The organism is Clostridium magnum DSM 2767, from assembly GCF_001623875.1.
Lineage (GTDB): Bacteria > Bacillota > Clostridia > Clostridiales > Clostridiaceae > Clostridium_AM > Clostridium_AM magnum.
In genome coordinates this window covers 517,420-537,580 of sequence record NZ_LWAE01000003.1, presented here as the reverse complement: position 1 = coordinate 537,580, position 20,161 = coordinate 517,420, and the positions used below count along the sequence as shown (strand labels likewise).

Sequence of the window (20,161 nt, the reverse complement as noted above, 5' to 3'; positions counted from 1 at the left end):
AATGATTTTAAAGTATATAGTATAAATGAAAAAAATAGATAAATAGTTAACTATTAGTAAAACTTATTTAACAATTTAATGAAAATCTAGTAAAATAAAGAGGAAATAATAAAATTTATTAGGAGGTATAGTCTAATGAAGGGGAAATTGGGTATAGTCACTGCGGGCGCTTTAGTTGGTATTTTATCAGCATTGCTAGTGAAACTAGGAAATCCCGGAAATATGGGGGTATGTATTGCATGTTTCATAAGAGATACAGCAGGAGCTCTTGGATTACATAGAGCTGAAATAGTGCAGTATATTAGACCAGAAGTTATAGGTATTGTTCTAGGAGCCTTTATTATTTCTTTAAGCCAGAAGGAATTTAACGTAAGGGGAGGGTCATCTCCTTTTGTAAGGTTTGTACTAGGCTTTATTTTAATGATAGGTGCACTAATGTTTTTAGGATGTCCACTAAGAATGATACTAAGATTAGGTGGAGGAGATTTAAATGCGGTAGTAGGTTTAGTAGGTTTTACTGCTGGGATAGGTATAGGAATTATATTTTTAAATAAAGGTTTTAGTTTAAAGAGAAATTATAAACTTTCTAAATTTGAAGGTTATATTTTTCCAGTATTAAATGCAGCCTTACTAGTACTATTAGTTTCTGCACCAGCATTTATATTCTTTAGTAAAAAGGCACCAGGAGCAGAACATGCACCTATAATTATATCTTTAATTGTAGGATTAGTAGTAGGTATTATTGCTCAAAGAACAAGATTATGTATGGTAGGTGGCATTAGAGACTTAATAATGTTTAAAGATAGCTACTTAATTTCAGGATTTATTTCTATTTTTTTATTTGCTACCATAGGAAATTTAATATTCGGTTTTTATAAATTAGGATTTGCTGGACAACCTGTAGCCCATGTAGATGGAGTGTGGAATTTTTTAGGAATGCTTTTAGCTGGTTGGTGTTCAGTATTATTAGGAGGATGTCCATTAAGGCAGCTTATTTTATCAGCAGAAGGAAATATAGATTCTGTTATGACTGTTTTAGGAATGCTCTTAGGAGCTGCTTTCTGTCATAATTTCAGCTTAGCTTCAAGTGCAAAGGGACCTACAGTAAATGGTATGACAGCAGTTATTATTGGTTTTGTAGTAGTAGCCTTGATTTCCTATTTCAATATAGAAAGGACGGAAACTATAAAGATGAGAGGAGAGCTTAAAAATGAAACAGTTTGATGCTAGAGGGCTATCTTGTCCACAGCCTGTATTAGAAACAAAAAAGGCACTTGCAGAAAATCCTAGTGGAGTACAGATATTTGTAGATAATACTACTGCAAAAAATAATGTAGAAAGATTTATGAAGAATTCAGGCTATAAAGTTGAAGTTGAAGAAAGAAATGGAGATTTTCTGTTAACTGCGAGGCAATAAATATGACTGAGTATATAGCGTTGTTTTTTACTCACTCAGGAGCAATTAAGTTTGAAAGGTTTGTTAAGGGCAAGAATATAAAATCAGTATTGATGCCTGTACCAAGAAAACTTAGTTCATCCTGTGGAGTTGGAGTCAGATTTGAATTTAATAGTAGCATAAATGAAATACTTATAGATGAAATTGAAAGTTTATATGAGATTAAAGAAAGTAATTATAAAAAAATATATGTTTCAGACTAATTTTAGCTTTATAAAGTTTATCCTCAAATATAAAGTAGTATATGTGTATAGTGTATTAGTTTGTATGTCTGTACTTGATGCAGAGCCTTAGATATTAGTTATCTAGGGCTTTAAAATTTATAAAAATCCAATAAAAGTATAAGTCTAATTTATTTGATAACTAATATTGTTACATGATGGGATTTATAGATAAAATATTGAATTAATTGGAAAAATAAAAATCCATTATAAATATAAATTATTTGTCTATATATGACGATATATATCATAAATAATTAGAGATGCAAAAGCACAATTAACCTATGGGGAGGACTCTTATGAAGAAAATTAAAATTATGCATGGAATATTTATTTTGTGGATAATATCGTTGATAGCAACACTATCAATTGGTATAGTTGGAATTGTTGATATGTCCAATATGAACAAAAATGTTAACAAGATATATAGTGAAGAACTTGTTGGAACAAGGGTACTAGGTGAAATAAATGGTCAGATGGGAATTATAAGGAATGCATTGACTAAGTTAATTGATAGACAGTATGAAAGCTCTTATATTGATATAGTCAGCAGCAGTGATAAAATTATTAAGGCTAATATTGCTAAAGAGTTTGATTTAGTGACTGATCCTAAAGGAAAAGAGGCAGTTAACAATTTACAAAAAAAGTACAGTGAATATATGAGCAAAGTACCTGAATTGCAGCAAAAAAGAATGAATGGAATAGCAATTACAAAAGAATTCATGGATGAGTATGGAAAGATGGGTGATGAAGTATCTGCTGCTATACAAGCATTATCAGACTACCATAAGGAATCTGCAGAAAAAGTTATTAGCACAGCAACTTCTGAGTATAATTCAAGTAAAATAGTATTTATTATAATATTAACCTTTATGATTATATTTACAGCTGGTATTTTTACAGTAATTACATTATTTATTAGATTGTCAATTAAAGAGTTTACAGGAATATTAAGAGAAGTTTCAGAAGGTAAGCTTGATGTAAATATTGATACAAGATATAATAATGAATTCGGAATTATGAAAAAGGAGCTTGCATCTACAGTTAACGTGGTATCTGGTATATTACAAACCATTAAAATGGATGCTGAAGAAATGAGTAAAAATTCAATATCTCTATCTGCTGTATCAGAAGAAATGACAGCTTCTTCACTTGAGGCTAGTACTGCAATACAGGGAGTAGCTCAAGGTTCTACTTCACAGGCACAAGATCTTATTAGTATATCAGAGGTTGTAAATGATTTTGGCAGCGCTATGGATAATATAGTTCTTTCTGTAGACAATGTTAATAGTACAACTAAAAATATTAATGAAATGGCTGAAAACAGTAATTCAGAGCTAGGATACCTTTCTTCATCTATTAATAGTATTAAGGATTCTTTTAATAGTGTAACAATAAAAATGCAGGAATTAGGTAGTGATATTCAACAAATAAATTCCATTACCTCTCTTATTAATAGCATTGCTGAACAGACTAACTTACTGGCCCTTAATGCGGCTATTGAAGCTGCTAGGGCGGGTGAAGCAGGTAAGGGATTTGCTGTAGTAGCTGATGAAATAAGAAAATTGGCAGAACAGAGCCAAGCATCCTCTGCTAAAATTAATGATTTACTTAGTATAATTGCATCTAGAACTACAGAGGCAGTACAAACAACTAATAATGCAAGCAGCGAGTTGTCAGGTCAAGTATCCGTAATAGATAGTTCTGTATCTTCCTTTAAAAATATAATTGATGCTATTGAAAATGTGTTACCGCTAATCAATGCTGTTAATGTAGAAATTAATAGCATAAATAATAAAAAGAATGAAATAGTAAGTAAAATTGAAACTGCTTCTGCAGTAGCAGAAGAAAACTCTGCATCCTCAGAAGAAATAGCAGCATCGGTAGAACAGATAAATGCTTCAGCAGAAGGAGTAGTAAGATCTGCGGAAGATTTATCCAGTATGGCAGATGAAATGCTCACAATAATTCAACACTTCAAATTTAAATAGTAGATGAAATTTTAAAGGCTATCTAATGGATACCCTACGTAGATAGCTTTTATTTTTCTTCAAGATGCTCAAGATATTGACCACTAAGGAAATTCTAATAAAGGGTATAGGCTTAATGTAATATAATATATCAGAACAAATCTTTTCTTTTATAATATTCTAGTTATTAAGAATACTATAAGGAGATTTTGTATTATGGATGATAGATCTCTTTTTCAGAAAATATATTCATTAAGTGATAGGCAAATTGCTAAAAAGTATAAATACTTAGGAGAAGGTATAAGTAGAAAGGTTTATGCCATTGATGAAAACTATGTAGTGAAAGTATCAAAAAATAGTGATGGAATATATCAAAACAGAATAGAAAACTATGTCTATACAACTGTCGATAAAGATTTAAAAAAATATCTATGTCCAATAATATGTTTTAAGCCTGAAAGGATAATAATGAGGAGAGCAATACCAATATATGAACGTGGAAAAGATAAATGGATAGATCTTCATAAAATACGCTCAGAAGAAAGCTCATTTGGTGATTTAAATAGATTAGCAGCTAAATTTATGCTTGAATATGAAGATGTAATATCTGCAACTTCTTGGGGGTTTACGACAATGAAAATGTATTGATTGATTATGGCTGTACCAGTTATTTTGGTGATTTTGTTTACAGCGCTTTGTTCAAATGGTAATAAAATATTATTTTAAATATAGTTGTGGGTATTAAGTTAAATTGATATCATGCAAAGTGGTTATAAAATATTGTATCACTTTGCATTTTTGTTATTTTAATTATTCATGTGAGGTTTTATTTGTATAATCGAAAAAGTTTCCACATTTTTTTAATATAATTTTATTTGTAATAAAATAAGCTAAAGAAAATGCTAAACTATACGTTAATAGTATTACTATATTTTCAGGAGGAATTTATATGAATCTTAATAAATTAAAGCTATCTACTAAGTTAATTGTTGGTTTTGGATTAATACTTTTAGTATCCCTTTCGGTATCACTGCTATCAATTTACAGATTGAATCAAATACAGAAAATTGTCGGTGAGCTAGTTGATATGGATAATAAAAAGATTACATTTATGTATGATATGAGAGGATCTATAAATCAGATAGCAATCAGTGCTAGAAATTTAGCAATCAGTAATGATGTAAAGTACATGGAAGAACAGAAAAAAGCAATTGACGAAAATATTAAGAAATATAGAGAGTTAGAAAAAGATCTGGAGAAATTACTATATACAGAAAAGGGTAAGGAAATATTTAAAGAAGTTAAGACAAATGATCAAGCGGCGTTTACTGCCTTTGATAACGCAGTGAAAATAGGAACTAAAGTGGGAGTAACTAATGAGGAACTTCAAGTAGTACTTAATGGATTGGAAAAGCCTCAAAAAGATTTACTTAGTAGTTTAGGAAAACTGATAGAGCTTCAGGCGGAAGTATCAAAAAATAGAGCAGATCAATCAAAAGCAATAACAGAAAGTACATCTAGACAAACGATGATTTTTACTATAGTAAGTATTATCTTAGGAATATTAACAACATATTTAATTAGAAAAAGTATTATAAATCAAGTTAAAGAAGTGGCAAATGGTGCAAAAATGTTGTCAGAAGGTAATTTAAACTTTACTATGAAAGTTTCTTCAGAGGATGAAATTGGACAAGCAATAAAGGCACTAAATTCTAGTGTGGAAAATTTGAGAGGTAGCATAATAAGTGTAAAGGAAGAAAGTGACAGTATATTTGAAGGCAGCAAAAAAGCAAATGAAATGTTCTCCGAAGTAAGTGATAGAATACAACAAGTTTCTGCTGCTACGGAGGAAATTTCAGCTGGAATGGAAGAGTCTTCTGCAGTTGTTGAAGAAGTTACTTCTATGGCGGCAACAGTTCAGGAGGAAACAAATAATACTGCAATGAAAGCTCAAGAGGGCGTAAAGGTTGCCTTAAGTATACAGAGGAAGGCAGATGAAATTAATAAAGACTCTAAAGAGTCAAAAGAAAATGCTGAAAAAATGTATAGGGAATCAAAAATTAATCTGGAAAAAGCAATAGAAGAAGCTAAAATTGCTAAGGAAATATATGAAATGGCTTCAAGTATAGATAGTATAGCGCAACAAACTAATTTGCTTGCCTTAAATGCAGCTATTGAGGCTGCAAGAGCGGGGGAACATGGAAAAGGTTTTGCAGTAGTTGCAGAAGAAGTTCGTAAACTTGCTGAAGAATCATCCTCAGCAGTTTTAGAAATCCAAAATAAAGTTGGAACTGTTATAAGTGCAGTTGATGAACTTTCAAATTCTTCTAAGAACACCCTATTATTTATCGAACAAAATGTATTAAAGGATTATGAAAAACTTATTAAGATAAGTACTGACTACAAACAAGATGGAGATACGGTGAAAAATATTATAGAAGGTTTTGCAGAGATTTCTGAGAATATATCTGAGTCTGTTAATCAAATAACGAGAAGCATGGAAGATGTAACAGTGTCCGTTACAGAAGTAGCTAAATCTTCTGGTGATATCGCTGCTAATATAAGTGACATTAATAATAGAAATGATTTGGTTTCTAAAGAGACAAATAAAAATTCAGATAGTGCGAAGAAACTAGAGGAAATGATGAAAGGTTTTGTAGTTGGTTAATAACTAAAAATATTCCTATTGAAAAAGTTAGCTTATGTGTAGATGTAAGCTAACTTTTTTACCTGTAAAGACTATACTAACTATTGAAATTTACATTTTATGATACTATAATGGTTTAAACAGAAGAAATTGTCAAACAAGGGGGCTTTTAAATGAGTTTGGAAAGTGTAAAGCAGCAATTTGAACAAGAAAACCTGGGGTTAGAAGTTATGGAGCTTGGAGAGAGCACTGCAACTGTAGATTTAGCAGCTAAGGCTATTGGGGTAGAGCCTGGACAAATTGCTAAAACCATGGCTTTTGGACTAAAGGATAAAAATATAATTATAGTGTCTAAAGGAGATGCAAAAATAGACAACAGAAAATATAAGGATTATTTTAAGACAAAAGCTAAAATGCTAAGCAGTGATGAAGTATTAGAAATAACAGGGCATCCAGTAGGAGGAGTTTGTCCCTTTGGATTAAAAAATCCTTTAGAAATATATTTAGATGCATCATTAAAACAGTATGACTATGTTTATCCTGCAGCAGGAGCTCCAAATGCAGCAGTAAAAGTAACTTTAGAGGAACTTCCTCGAATTACTAATGGGCATTGGGTAGATGTGTGTAAATAGCTGAAGTTGAAATAGCAATTGAAGAAGAATAGAAATATTTAAAGAAGGTAGGGTTAAATTAATAACTCTACCTTCTTTAATCTATGTTCAGATAGGTAACAAATTGAAGATACAACTCTGCTGGATAGAATAAGTATTAAGTTCCTATTTATTTTAATTAAAAAAACATAAAAATACATATAAATAAATATGAATTTTTTACGATAAAGTAAGTAACTTTATTTAATTTTGTAAAAGTTTAGAGGGAGGTGACGGAAATGTGAATAAGGAGGAAAATACCCATTCTTATAGGAGCATTAATACTTATTAATATGTTGATTTCATGTACTCTGGTATATTATAAGGTGTCATCAAAGCTTTATAATTCTAGTGAAATTGAGATGAAATCTTTAAGCAATAGCTATACTCAAAATGTATTAGTTATGCTTAGTGAAGAGAAGGTAAAAGTACAAGGATTAGCAAATAAAAAATCTGTTGTTGAATTGTTACAACTTCATGATAATGCAGATGGTTCTGAGGCTTATAAAAGTGCTGTAGAATCTGTGAGTAAAGAGCTAGATGAATATGTAAAACAACAGGGGAATTTAGAACATACTTTTATAGTGGATAATAAGGGTACTATAATAGCAGACAGTGATAGGAAGCTTATAAATCAAAATTTAGCTGATAGAAACTATAATAAAGAGGCTCTAAGCGGTAAAGATGTAGTTAGTGAAACATTAACTTCAAAGTCTACTAAAGCTCAGATAATAGTAATAACTAGTACTATTAATTCTAATGGAGTTGTTTATGGATATGCTGCATCAGCAGTTAGAGCGGAGAATTTCTCAAAATATTTTAAGAATGTCACAGTTGCTGGAACAACTAACAGCTATGCTTATTTAGTAGATGAAAAAGATAATATGATTTATCATCCAACTAAAGAAAAGATAGGTAAACCAGTGGAAAATGATGTAATAAAGGCAATTACTAAAAAAGTACAAAGTGGTGAAAAGATAGAGAATTCTTCAGCTAAGTATATGTTTAATGGAAAAGAAAAAATTTGCTTTTATAGTATAATACCTGATGTTAATTGGATATTTGTTATAACTTCAGATAAAGCAGAAATAATTAATGATGCTAGAAAAGTTACACTTATGATTAGTATTATAATTCTTATTGTAGGTTTATTAGCAATGTTTGTTGGAAGTATTGTGTCAAAAAGGATAACAGATCCTATAGAAAAGGTTAAAGAACTTATGGACAAGACTTCTAACCTTGATCTAAAATATTCCCAGCAGTATGAGTATTTATTTAAATATAAAGATGAAACAGGAGATATGTTTAGGTCTATAGTTAATATGAGAAGCGTGTTAAGAAAATTAATAGAAGACTTGTTGGCAGTTTCAAAAAGTGTTAGTGACAATGCAGCTTTTGTACAGAAGCTTACAGAAGAGTTAAAATTATATGCAGAAGAAACTTCAAGTGAGACTGAAAATATATCTTCTGGTATGGAAGAAACAGCAGCTACTGCACAGGAAATTTCAGCAACCTCCAATGAAATGGAAAGAGCTGTAGCAAGTATGGCAGAAAAAGCAGAAAAAGGGTCGGAAAATTCTAATGATGTTTCTGTAAGAGCAGCTAAGCTAAGAGATTCTGCTGGAAAATCTATAAGAGAAGTAGAAAATATTTATAGAAGTGTAAAGTCTGAGCTTGAAAATGCCATTGAAGGTACAAAATCTGTAAATAAGATAAATGAACTTACAGAAGGTATACTTCAGATTACAAGTCAAACAAACCTTTTAGCATTAAATGCAGCTATTGAAGCAGCTAGAGCAGGAGAAGCAGGAAAAGGATTTGCTGTAGTTGCAGATGAAGTAAGAAAGCTTGCAGAAGAATCAGCAAGTACTGCAGGAAATATACAAAATGTAGTAAGTATAGTAGAGAATTCGGTACTTAAGTTAATAAATAGTTCTGAGAGTCTATTAAGTTTTGTTGAAGATACTGTAACAAAAGAGTATAAAAATATGGAAGATGTATCTAATCAGTATAATGATGATGCAAAGGGAATAAATGAATTTATGATAGACTTTAGTGCTGTTGCGGAGGAATTAAATGCCTCTATAGAAGGTATAGTAAAAGCTATAAATGAAGTAGCAGAAACTGTGACCAATGGGGCATCCGGAGCACAAAATATATCAGAAAAAGCTGCAAGTATATTTGAAAAAATACAGTATGTAAATTCAAGCGCTTTAGAAAACAAAAAAAGTGTGGATATGCTTGAGGAGATTATAAAGAAGTTTAATATTTAAGGAGAGAGCTGCATCTAGGCTTGTATAAGTTTACATGCAGCTCTCTCTTATAAGTTTTTTATTAAGATTAAAAAACTATCTCTTTACAAAATTACCCTTATAATGTAATATTACACTATAAGGGTAATTTTAGTTGTGAAACAATCTGATTAAAATATATAAGGTAGGAGAAGGGTATGGTTAAAAAATTTTTCGTTATTCTAAGTTCAATTTTAGTTCTATTGTTTATTATTGCGGGTGTGCATATGCTAGAGTTCCATAATAAATTTAAAAATTACCTAAAAACTACATATCCGAATGAAAAGTTCAGTGTAGGTATGGTTAAATATGATTTGATTATTAACAATATTTACTATTCGTCAGTATATTGTCTAGAAGATGGAACAAAATTTTATATACGTAGTACTAAAAGTGGGGAAATTTCTGAAGAATACTTACAAACTCTTAATATGAGTAGATTGAATAAATTACTAGAGGAATGTTTAAAAAAAGAAAAAATAAAAGATTCAATAAATAACATAAGGGCTGGGGTAGACAAAACCAGTGAATCTAATACTGACAAAAATATTGATTATAAAAACATTGATAAAACAGTATTTGTTGTATTTAATGAGAATAGATTTGAGAATAACCAAAAGTTTGCAGAAGCTATATATGAATTAATTAAAGTCTTAAAAAATAATGAAATAAAAATAAATTCAATAGTTTTTTGGTATAATGATGAAGAAAAGGCTTATGAAGTTAGATTAGAAAACGAAGATATTAATCGGGATGTTAATAAGATATACGAAAAAATTGAAGTTATTAAACAAATAAATAACTAAGATTTTTTTTGTTTAATTAGTTGGTGATGGTATTAATAGCATATTATATATGAAGAAAAGGAGATGAATATTTAGTGGGTTTATATAATTAATGTATATTTTCTTACTAAAGATAAGTAATGATTAGAGAAGAATTTATTAGTAAAGTGGATGAAAAGTTAAAGATTATTAGAACTGAAAAAGATTTAACTCAAGATAAAATGGCTAGCATACTTGGGATATCAAAAAAAACCTTAGTTCAGATAGAAAAAGGCAGAGGAAGTCTAGGTTGGAGTGGAGCAGTTACTTTATGTACCATATTTAAGGATAGTGAAATACTTCAAGTTACCTTTGGAGGAGACACTGAAGATATAATACTATCATTAGCCTTTCAGGGTTATGAAAATAATTATGAAAAGACTATGGGAGGAAAGGTGTGGTGGAATGAAATATGTAATCAGGGGAGGTATAGAGTACAACAAAATATTATATCAAAGCATTATAGAATTTTAGATGACATGGATAGACGCATATGTTCCTCCTTTGATATTGAATATATAAAAGAAAGAATGAATGAGCTCTGCAGTAAATGACTATGAGAGTAATAAAAAGTTATAGATGTAGGGGGTAAGGGGATGTGAAAAAAACTGAAAGCAGAGGAACTTTAAAGCTAGTACTTACAGCGATGCTAACTATTGTTTTTATATTTGGAACATTTATTTATCTTTCCTTTAATGGAAGTCCTGTTGAACGATATAAAACCAGGGGAAGAACCTTAAATTACTTGTTGGAAAAATATCCAAATACAAAATTTAAAGTTGAAAGAACTTTTTTCAACTTTAAGGATAATAGTTACAATGCTAAAGTTAAAGCAGAAAATAAGCTGCAAACTGAGTTTAATGTTACTTTCTATATAACAAATTATATAAGAGATACTTATATAGAAAAGAAATTTTCTCAAGAAGCAAAGATAATAATAGAGCCTAAAATTAGAAAAACACTCCCTAATGCTAATGTGTCAATTGATGTGTTTTTAAAAGAAGGAAGTAATTATGGTGAAAATAGTAAGTTCTCAATGGAAATAAAAGATATAGATATATTTTTAATGACAAAGTGGCAGGATGAGAAAATCAATAGAGAGATTTTTGCAAAAGAATGTGTAGACATTGTTAGATTATTGAATTCTGAAGGCATGTATTTAAGTGATTACTTTTTTTCCTGTAATGATGTTAAGAATGGTGATTATGTAGTTGATATAGGTAAAGATAGTGGCAGGAGCGAGGTGGAAATAAGTCTAGAGGAATTATTAAAGGGAGAAGAAATAAGCTATTTTAAACACCAGAACTAATGATAAAATAAGAGACTGGTTCATTTGCAGTTTTTCCAACTCCAACGATGGTACTATTCAACTTTCTTTCTCTCATAAGAATCACCTCAAATTTATTTTTTACATATTATTAAAATTTATGTTAATATAGTTAAGGAACATTTTTATTTATTCGATGACTACCCGCTCTAATACTCCCTACGCACGGTGTGAAAGCGACTCACACCGTGCGTAGGGAGTAAAGAGCGGCTACGTCACTGGATTCGTTCAACTAAGAATCAGATGGGATTCGAAACCCCATCTGATTCAAGTTTCCACTTCATCATTAATTAAAGGAGAAAATTAAAATGATTAAATTATTATGGTACACTTATTTTGGAATTTATCTTTTATTAAATACTATAGTTGGTAGAATAAAGTTATATTTTTTAAAAAGGAAGTCTACTGAACTTGCTGATAAATATGTGTATGATAAAGTGAAAAGTATATCAGATCATGTTTTAAAGAGATCTAAGACAACAACTATAGTAAAAGGACAAGAAAATATCCCTCAGGGGCCTTGTGTCTTTATAAGTAATCATCAGGCAATGTTTGATGGATTTCTTTTAATTTCATATTTAAATAAGCCTACTGGATATATTGCGAAAAAGCAGATTAAAAGCTATCCTTTAATCGGATGGTGGCTAAGTCAGCTGCATACAGTGTATATTGATAGAGACAATGTAAGAGAAGGAATGAAGGCTATAAATGAAGGTGTAGAAAACTTAAAAAAGGGGTATTCAATGCTTATTTTTCCCGAGGGAACAAGAAGCTTAAAATCAGAAATGGGAGAATTTAAAAAAGGAAGTATGAAATTAGCTCTTAAGGCAAAGGTACCGATAGTCCCAATTACTCTGGATGGAACTTATAAAGTCCTTGAAGTTGGAAATCAGGTAAGAGGACATTCACTTAAGATGACTATACATAAGCCTATATATTTGGATACTTTACCTGAAGAAGATAAAAAGAATTTATCAGAGATTCTATATGATACGATTGAATCTGCTTTATAGTAAAAGTAATATTATATGAGGATTTAGGGTATAGCTTCAGAAACTTATATATTAATTAAATGAAGAAATTACTTATAATTATAATTAAAAATTATAGGTAATTTTTTTTTGTTTTTGTAATAAAAAACAAAAATGTAGAAGTGATTGAATAAGACTTCCTTTTAAGTGAAATTTAGCAATACATACAATGCGAGTAATTGGCAAATATATAATTGTGAGAGTTTTAATCTGAAGGGAAAATAAGTTTGTTGAAAAAGGTGAACTAATTATGAAAAAAATATTTACTTGGTTTTTAATAACATTTTTATGTGTCAATTTAGGGTATACAGCAAGAGCTTTAGATAATAGTACTTCTGCATATGAAAGTTCTGATACCTATGAGACGACGATGAAACAGGATTTCTTATGCTTGATTATGGCTTATCCTGAGTATATTACTGGTATAGAACATAAAGGAGATGGAACTGTATATTTAGTAATGAGATCAGGTAAAAAGATTCTTTATGATGATAAAAAAGCCAAAAGTTTTGAACAAAAATTAGAAAATCCAGATTTACAAGATATGATGGAGCAAAAATATCCCCTAGAACCTATCTCTAAATTGATGGATAAAAATTGTGACCCTGGACGTTTTAGAGTATACGGTATATTGAAAGAAGTATATGGTGAATCTCAGAAACAAATAGAATCTAAACTTAAAAATGTTAATTTGGTGTACAGAAGTTTTCAATTTAATGGCAGCAATAAAGCAGCAGAGTGTTTGGATAGTGCAATTAAAGAGATTATACTAGTTGCACAGAAAAAACAGAATGTTAGCTCATGCCTGTTTCCTTGCAGCGGAACTTTTAATTATCGTTTGATATCAGGCACAAATCGTCTTAGTCCCCATTCTTTTGGTATAGCTATTGATTTAGCAAGGGATAAAAGAGATTATTGGAAATGGGCATCTCAGGAAGAAGGACAAAAAAGGTTAGCCTCTTACCCAAAGGAAATCGTAGAAGCATTTGAGAAAAATAATTTTGTTTGGGGGGGAAAATGGAGCCATTTTGATATTTTACACTTTGAATATAGACCTGAAATCATTTTGAAAGCTAGATACTTTGGAAATAAAAAAAGTAACTTAAGTACGTGGTATGATGGGGTACCTTCAGAAGAGATTGAAGGGAAAGATTATATAAAAAAAATTGATGATGCATTGAGATAAATAAACAAAATAAATAATTGTGATTATATTAAAGCAATTTGGTAATATGTCAAGAACAAAATGAAAAGAAAATCAAATGATTTCTTTAAAAATGGGTAACCTTAATAAACATACAGTCCAATGAGAAAGTATGTTCGTATAATTTATATAGATTAATCTACTCTATTTGAAGAGTAGAGCTGATTTTTAGCCAGCAATCCAAAAATCATACGAATAAGTTTACGAGATGTTAGCGCGAGTGCTCGTTTGTGCTGATGTGTAGTTACTTCAGCAAATTTCTTCTGATAGAACTCTTGATATTCAGGAATATGGCAAACAACACTTCCTGCAGCTTCTATGAGATAATAGCGTAAATAACGGTTACCAGCTTTGTTCATAGGTGTATTTTCAGCTTTAAAACCTCCAGATTGATTTTCTTTCCACACGATGCCAGCGTATTTAGCAATAGCATCATTACTAGGAAATGCATGCACACTTCCTAATTCAGCAAGAATGCCACTGGAGTAAACAGGGCCAAAACCAGGAATAGACATTAATATTTTGTATTCCACAGGATTCATTCCCATAACAGCTTTTTCAATGGCTTTGTTAATACCTTTAAGTTCTTTATCAAAAGCCTGAATACAGTTGAAAGAACAAGCAATAGAGGTTGTTAATGGCTCATACAAACATTTATCAAGACGGTATGAATTACGTGCAGCTTGCTGCAAAATTTCAGCAGTCATCTGAGGATTAGAAATCCTTTTCCGACTTTTTCTATTGACGAAGTCAACAAGTTCTTCAATTGATGTATTTGCAATATCTTCGGAAGATAGAAATTCAGTAAGTATTGAAGATGCGGTAGCACCGTATTTATTAGAAAAAGGATGATCTTCTCCCTGTAATAATGCAAATTCGCTGAACTTAAGAAATACATTGGATAACATGTAAGTTTTTTCTCTAGTTAAGCATTCAACAATATGAAGTCTGTGCCTTGTAAGTCTTTGCAGAGCAAGATATTGAGAACCACGCCAAGGTTCAATATGAATTCTGCCAACTCTTGCAAAGTCAGCAATAACAAAAGAGTCAATGCCATCATTTTTATCAAGAGAATTAAAGGATTCTTTGTAGTTAGCAACTTCCTTAGGATTCAAGCAGTAAACATAAGGTTTGTAAGTCATAAGTTTTTCACTAGCAGATAAAAAATTGGCTATATGTACTCCATAAAAGGAAGTAGATTCTAAGCCGATTATAACAGCTTTAAAAGTATTGTTTTCTAAAACCTTAACAAGCATGGATTCAAGTTGCTCTGCACCAAATTGCGTATTAGGAACAGGTTTCATCTTAATCAAGAATTCCTGTTCAAAATTAATAGCAGAGACAACATTTTGTCTCGCACCAATATCGATACCAACAAATAGAGTTGATAAGTAATCTAATTTCTTCATGAAATCACCACCTTTCAAAAATAATGAGGAAATTAGAAAGGATTATCCTAATCCAAAGTACTAACTGCAACCTCGCGTAATTAGCATTCATCCAGACGCAAAACCTTGCTGGTGGCTGCGAAAGGAGATGCAACATTTGTGTAAGCAGAATATGATACTTTGGTCAGGCTGCAAGCTTTACAGGCAATAACACAATGTGTTTTGCAGGAGGAATACAGCAGTAACCTTCGCTAAAGTTCCGTTATGACTATTTTAGCATTAGAAAATCCTTTAATAAATAGTAGGTTAAAACAGTATAGATCGGAAAGTATAAGAATCAGCAATACTGAATTGGGAGAATCCCCACTAGAAAAATTGAGATGCTTTCTTAATCTATACAAAATATAAAAAATAAATAAGTTTATAGGCAGTAAATAACTGCTATAAACTTATTATACGAGGAGTAATGCACTATGAATTTTTCTCCAAGAGAAGAAATTTTTAAAATTAAAATAAGGCCCATAATAATAGTAGTTTTAATTTTATTTATGAATGGATATCAACCTAACAGAGTATTAAGTAGTACTTTAGATTCTAAGGAGGAAGTTTCTAATTCGATAAAACAAATATTCGAGAATAGAAATAAAGCATTAGTAAATGGAGATTTAGAATTTATAGAATCCATTTATGATAAAAATACTAAATATGGAACATGGGCTTTTCAATATGAAGAAAGAAAAATGAAATATATTCAGAACTGGGGTGAAAAGCAAGGAGTAAAATTTATTGATATTACCCCTCAGGTGGTAATTAGAAGTATTAGAGGAAGTGATGATAAATACTCAGTTAACCTAATCTGTTCAACAGAGTATAAATATGCGTATGAAGATACTCCAGACATAATAAATATATCTAGAATTGGAACATCTCATATAGTGAGAATTGTAAACAAAGATGGTATGTGGATAATCAATAAGGAATGGTATAAAGATCCTTTTGCAGATTCTTTAAACTTAGATAACTTAAAAGTAGATTCTATGAAACAATACATGTTAGCCCAGACTCCTAGAGACTTTTCAGGTATAAACCAAAGAAGATTAAACGCAGCAGAATATGCTGAACAATATTGTGGAACTGCAAGTGAAGAAAAATATGGATTTAAGTATAATAAAAAATATAGAGATTATAATCCACAGGGTGGAGATTGCGCAAATTTTGCATCTCAGATTTTGTTTGAAGGAGCTAAGTTTAAAAAGAATTCTGCTTGGAATTATGATAGAAATGGTGCAACAAGATCTTGGTTAAATGCAGATGGATTCAAGGATTATATGATTAATAGTGGTAGAGCATCAGTTATTGCAGCTGGAAGCTATGAGAAAGTATATAAAGCATCTTACAAGCTATTGCCAGGAGATTTTGTAGCTTACGAGAAGAAAGGCGATATTACCCATATTTCAGTTGTAACCGGCGCCGATTCCAAAGGTTATTCTTTAGTAAGTTGTCATAATACAGACAGAAATAAGGTTCCATGGGATCTTGGATGGAGTGACAAAAACATAAAATTTTGGTTAGTTAGAGTACATTATTAGTTTTTTACAAGGTAGTTCTTAATATAAATTGATTTTTAGCTAAAAGAATTTAAAAAAGTAACACTACTAATCCTTCACACCTATGAAACATTGAAAGGATTAGTAGTGAATTAGGGAAAAAGCTTCGAATAAAAATATGTATAGCTTGATATTATATTTAACTTGACAAGTTTTTATGAAACTGTTAACATAGGACTATAGAAACAATAATTTTATATAACAGGATTGTTACTGATAATGCAGGCAAAACCTAAATTAAGATAAACTTTTTATGGTTTTATTTTAATTTGGGTTTTTTTGGTTAATTGTTACTTTTATAAGCTAGTACATTAAAATTTTTTACTAACAAAGTAAAAATATAAATTTAGAAAGTTGAATATTAATTAAAAAAGTTTATAATAACCTTGGAGTGATACAAATGAAAATTGAAAAAATACTAAATAATAATGTAGTAACCACTATAGACGAAGAAACAGGGCTTGAAAAGGTTATAATGGGACGAGGTATTGCATTTAAGAAAAAGATTGGAGAAGAAATTGATGAAGCACAAATACAGAAGGTGTTTTTAATTCAAAATAAGAATGAAAATTTAAAGTTTCAAAGATTAATAAATGAAATACCTTTGGAGTATGTGCAAGTCTCTGAAAAGATAATAAGTTATGCAAAGCAAATGCTGGATGTTGAGTTTGATGATCATATATATGTTGCATTAACGGACCATTTAGCTTTTGCAATAAAGAGAGCTCTTGCAGGTATACGAATTGAAAATAATCTTCTTTGGGAAATACAAAGAATACACAAAAAAGAATATGAGGTAGGACTTTGGGCTATTGAATTTATAGAAAAAGAACTAGGTGTAAAGCTTAAAGAGGATGAGGCTGGTTTTATAGCACTTCATTTAATCAATGGATCTATTGGAGAGATTATGCCCAATACAATGAACATAACTACAATAATCCAAGATGTGTTAAATATAATAAAGTACTACTTTATTATAGAATTTGATGAGGATGATTTGTCCTATGACAGACTTATAACTCACCTAAAGTATTTTGCACAAAGGATAATATCTCAAAAACAATTGACAGAAGATGAGGCACCTTTTCTTAAATTAATTAAAGAAGATTATAAAGATGTTTACAAATGTGCATTAAAGATTAAAACTTATATTCAAGACAACTATGATTATACAATAAGAGATGGAGAAATAGTATATTTAAGTCTTCACTTGCAAAGAGTTATGTCTAGTTTGAAGAAATAACTGATAATAAAACTTATTGAAATTAAACTTTTATTATATATATTTAGAACTTAATACAGGATTGTTACTGCTTTTGCAGGCAAAACCTAAATTGAGAGAATTATATGTTTAAGTTAATAGAGTTATGTGGTTAAATATTCGTTGCTTTATGGAATATTTAACTAAGGATAAATAGACTCTATTAACAAAATGTATACTCATCAGTTTGGGTTTTTTTATATAACTTTAAAACTTATTTTTAAGGAGGAGAAATTTATGGACTATAACAAAGTAGCCCAAAAAATATTACAATTAGTTGGTGGAGAAGAAAATGTTGAAAGTGCTACACATTGTGCCACAAGATTACGTTTTGTAGTTAGAGATGAAAAGAGAGTAAATCAAAAAGAATTAGATAGAATGAACGAAGTAAAAGGAGTTTTTTCAACAGCAGGTCAGCTTCAAATTATTATTGGGCAAGGTGCAGTTAATAAGGTGTTTAAGGCACTTACTCAGAATACAAAAATCGCACAAACAGATTTAAATGAGGCTAAAAAAGCAGCAATGAAGAATATGAATCCTTTTCAAAGATTTGCAAGAATGTTATCTAATATATTTGTACCAATCATTCCTGCAATAGTTGCCAGCGGTCTTCTAATGGGACTATTGGGAATGTGCAGCACCTTTGGTTGGGTAAATAATAAAAGTGGAATATATACCCTTTTGGATATGTTTTCTAATGCAGCCTTTGTATTTTTGCCAATACTAATCGCATTTAGTGCAGCCAAAGAATTTGGAGTAAATCCATTTCTGGCAGCAGCCTTAGGTGGTATATTAATTCATCCAGCACTACAAAATGCATGGACATTAGGTGAAGGTGTTAAAAATACAATAACTGTTTTGGGACTAAATGTAAGTATGGTTGGTTATCAAGGAACAGTTCTTCCTATTTTAATTGCTGTTTGGGTAATGGGATATATAGAAAGAGGATTAAGAAGAATTGTTCCGAATGTCATTGATATAATTGTTACCCCATTTTTAACATTAATGAGTACTGCGTTTATTTCGTTATTAGTAATAGGTCCTGTAGGGAGAATTATAGGGGATGGAATCTCTTTTGGATTACAAGCTTTATATAATGGTGCTGGAGTTTTTGCTGGAATTATATTTGGTGGATTATATTCAACAATCGTTATCACTGGAATGCATCACAGCTTCCATGCAATAGAAGCTGGACTTCTTTCAAACCCAGCTATAGGTAAAAACTTCTTATTACCAATTTGGTCTATGGCAAATGTGGCACAAGGTGGTGCAGCTTTGGCCGTATACTTAAAGACAAAAAACAAAAAATTAAAATCAATAGCTGCTCCTGCTGCTTTATCATGTCTACTTGGAATAACTGAAGCGGCTATCTTCGGTGTAAACTTAAGATTAATGAAACCATTTATCGCAGCTGCAATTGGTGGTGCGTTAGGTGGAGGTTATATAGTTTTAACTAAAGTTGCAATGACAGCTGTTGGAGTTACAGGTATCCCTGGTATAGCTATTGTTAAGCAAGGATCAATGGTTAACTATATAGTAGGTTTTGCTATAGCGTTTGGGGGTGCATTTATAGCAACATTTTTACTAGGATTTAAAGATGAAATTGAAGAAGTAGAGGCTGATAATGATACAGACACTAATAAAGAAGTTTCTTCAGATTCGCTAAAATGTGATATAATGGAAAATGATATAGTGTTAGCTCCTATGAAGGGAAAGGCAATGCTGCTAAAAGAAGTACCAGATAAAACTTTTGCTAATAAATTACTTGGGGATGGTATTGCAATAGATCCAGAAGATGGAGTAGTTGTGGCACCAGCTGACGGAAAAATATCCTTAGTATTTGAAACAAAGCATGCAGTTGCTATTCAAACAGATTCAGGAGCTGAGATTCTAATTCACGTTGGCATAGACTCAGTAAAAATGAATGGAGAAGGCTTTAAAGCCTTTGTAAAGAGTGGGGATATAGTAAAGGCTGGAGATAAATTGCTAGAAGTAGATTTGGAAATTTTAAGAGAAAAGGCTTCTTCAACTATAACTCCTATAGTTATAACTAACTCTGATAGGTTTAAAGCTGTAAAAGAATTAAGGGTTGGGCAGGTTAGTTTAAAAGATAAATTACTATTATTAGAAGTGTAAAAGTAAAATTGAATCAGATGGGAGTGTTTAGAGAAGAAATTCAGGTGTGATTTAGTAAATTAAGAATAACATTAAAAAAAGATAACTAGTGGCTTCAGATAGACTTTTGTTCAACTGAAGCCTTAGTTACATTAAATAGTAAAACTTT

The 20,161-nt window shown here is 30.7% G+C and carries 17 protein-coding genes; 16 read left to right on the top strand and 1 reads right to left on the bottom strand.

Features of this window, described 5'->3' with window-relative positions:
- The first annotated feature begins 135 nt into the window (after positions 1–135).
- From yedE to CLMAG_RS15865, 13 genes are all read left to right on the top strand, one after another.
- The gene (yedE, locus tag CLMAG_RS15925; RefSeq protein WP_066624524.1) at positions 136–1,224 is read left to right on the top strand and encodes a YedE family putative selenium transporter; all 1,089 of its coding nucleotides are present in this window, start codon (positions 136–138) and stop codon (positions 1,222–1,224) included.
- Positions 1,211–1,417 carry a sulfurtransferase TusA family protein gene (locus tag CLMAG_RS15920; protein ID WP_066624522.1) on the top strand — a complete coding sequence of 69 codons (207 nt, stop codon included), beginning with the start codon at positions 1,211–1,213 and terminating at the stop codon, positions 1,415–1,417. Before yedE ends, CLMAG_RS15920 begins: the two co-directional genes overlap by 14 nt.
- 2 nt (positions 1,418–1,419) lie before the next feature.
- Positions 1,420–1,659 (top strand): putative Se/S carrier protein, encoded by a 240-nt coding sequence (locus tag CLMAG_RS15915; RefSeq protein ID WP_066624521.1) that lies wholly within the window; start codon positions 1,420–1,422, stop codon positions 1,657–1,659.
- A gap of 317 nt (positions 1,660–1,976) precedes the next feature.
- Positions 1,977–3,668 carry a methyl-accepting chemotaxis protein gene (locus tag CLMAG_RS15910; protein WP_161486983.1) on the top strand — a complete coding sequence of 564 codons (1,692 nt, stop codon included), beginning with the start codon at positions 1,977–1,979 and terminating at the stop codon, positions 3,666–3,668.
- 195 nt (positions 3,669–3,863) lie between these two features.
- Entirely contained in the window at positions 3,864–4,295 is a 432-nt protein-coding gene (locus CLMAG_RS15905) for a hypothetical protein (RefSeq protein WP_066624517.1), read from the top strand.
- A gap of 301 nt (positions 4,296–4,596) precedes the next feature.
- Entirely contained in the window at positions 4,597–6,315 is a 1,719-nt protein-coding gene (locus CLMAG_RS15900; RefSeq protein WP_066624514.1) for a methyl-accepting chemotaxis protein, read from the top strand.
- 152 nt (positions 6,316–6,467) lie between these two features.
- A complete protein-coding gene (locus tag CLMAG_RS15895; protein ID WP_066624506.1) occupies positions 6,468–6,926 on the top strand; it encodes a YbaK/EbsC family protein in 459 nt (152 codons plus the stop codon).
- Positions 6,927–7,237: 311 nt separating this feature from the next.
- Positions 7,238–9,217: a methyl-accepting chemotaxis protein gene (locus CLMAG_RS15890; RefSeq protein ID WP_242873049.1), complete on the top strand. Its 1,980-nt coding sequence runs from the start codon at positions 7,238–7,240 to the stop codon at positions 9,215–9,217.
- 176 nt (positions 9,218–9,393) lie between these two features.
- Complete coding sequence (locus tag CLMAG_RS15885; RefSeq protein WP_066624504.1) at positions 9,394–10,041, top strand: hypothetical protein; 648 nt, start codon at positions 9,394–9,396, stop codon at positions 10,039–10,041.
- A gap of 119 nt (positions 10,042–10,160) precedes the next feature.
- A complete protein-coding gene (locus tag CLMAG_RS15880; protein ID WP_066624502.1) occupies positions 10,161–10,613 on the top strand; it encodes a helix-turn-helix transcriptional regulator in 453 nt (150 codons plus the stop codon).
- Between the two features lie 44 nt (positions 10,614–10,657).
- On the top strand, positions 10,658–11,368 hold the full coding sequence (locus tag CLMAG_RS15875; RefSeq protein ID WP_066624500.1) for a YfjL-like protein: 711 nt from the start codon (positions 10,658–10,660) through the stop codon (positions 11,366–11,368).
- 326 nt (positions 11,369–11,694) lie between these two features.
- Positions 11,695–12,399, top strand: a complete 705-nt coding sequence (locus CLMAG_RS15870) for a lysophospholipid acyltransferase family protein (protein ID WP_066624497.1) — start codon at positions 11,695–11,697, stop codon at positions 12,397–12,399.
- Positions 12,400–12,667: 268 nt separating this feature from the next.
- The gene (locus CLMAG_RS15865; protein ID WP_066624495.1) at positions 12,668–13,603 is read left to right on the top strand and encodes a M15 family metallopeptidase; all 936 of its coding nucleotides are present in this window, start codon (positions 12,668–12,670) and stop codon (positions 13,601–13,603) included.
- 152 nt (positions 13,604–13,755) lie between these two features.
- Here the strand turns inward: CLMAG_RS15865 and CLMAG_RS15860 are convergent, their stop codons facing one another.
- Positions 13,756–15,030, bottom strand: coding sequence for an IS110 family RNA-guided transposase (locus CLMAG_RS15860; RefSeq protein ID WP_066616512.1), 1,275 nt, complete (start codon positions 15,028–15,030; stop codon positions 13,756–13,758).
- Between the two features lie 452 nt (positions 15,031–15,482).
- Here CLMAG_RS15860 and CLMAG_RS15855 point away from each other — a divergent pair, with 452 nt between their 5' ends.
- From CLMAG_RS15855 to CLMAG_RS15845, 3 genes are all read left to right on the top strand, one after another.
- On the top strand, positions 15,483–16,598 hold the full coding sequence (locus CLMAG_RS15855; protein WP_066624492.1) for an amidase domain-containing protein: 1,116 nt from the start codon (positions 15,483–15,485) through the stop codon (positions 16,596–16,598).
- 418 nt (positions 16,599–17,016) lie between these two features.
- A complete protein-coding gene (gene licT, locus CLMAG_RS15850; RefSeq protein WP_066624486.1) occupies positions 17,017–17,859 on the top strand; it encodes a BglG family transcription antiterminator LicT in 843 nt (280 codons plus the stop codon).
- Positions 17,860–18,114: 255 nt separating this feature from the next.
- Entirely contained in the window at positions 18,115–20,013 is a 1,899-nt protein-coding gene (locus tag CLMAG_RS15845; RefSeq protein WP_066624484.1) for a sucrose-specific PTS transporter subunit IIBC, read from the top strand.
- The last annotated feature ends 148 nt before the right edge of the window (positions 20,014–20,161 follow it).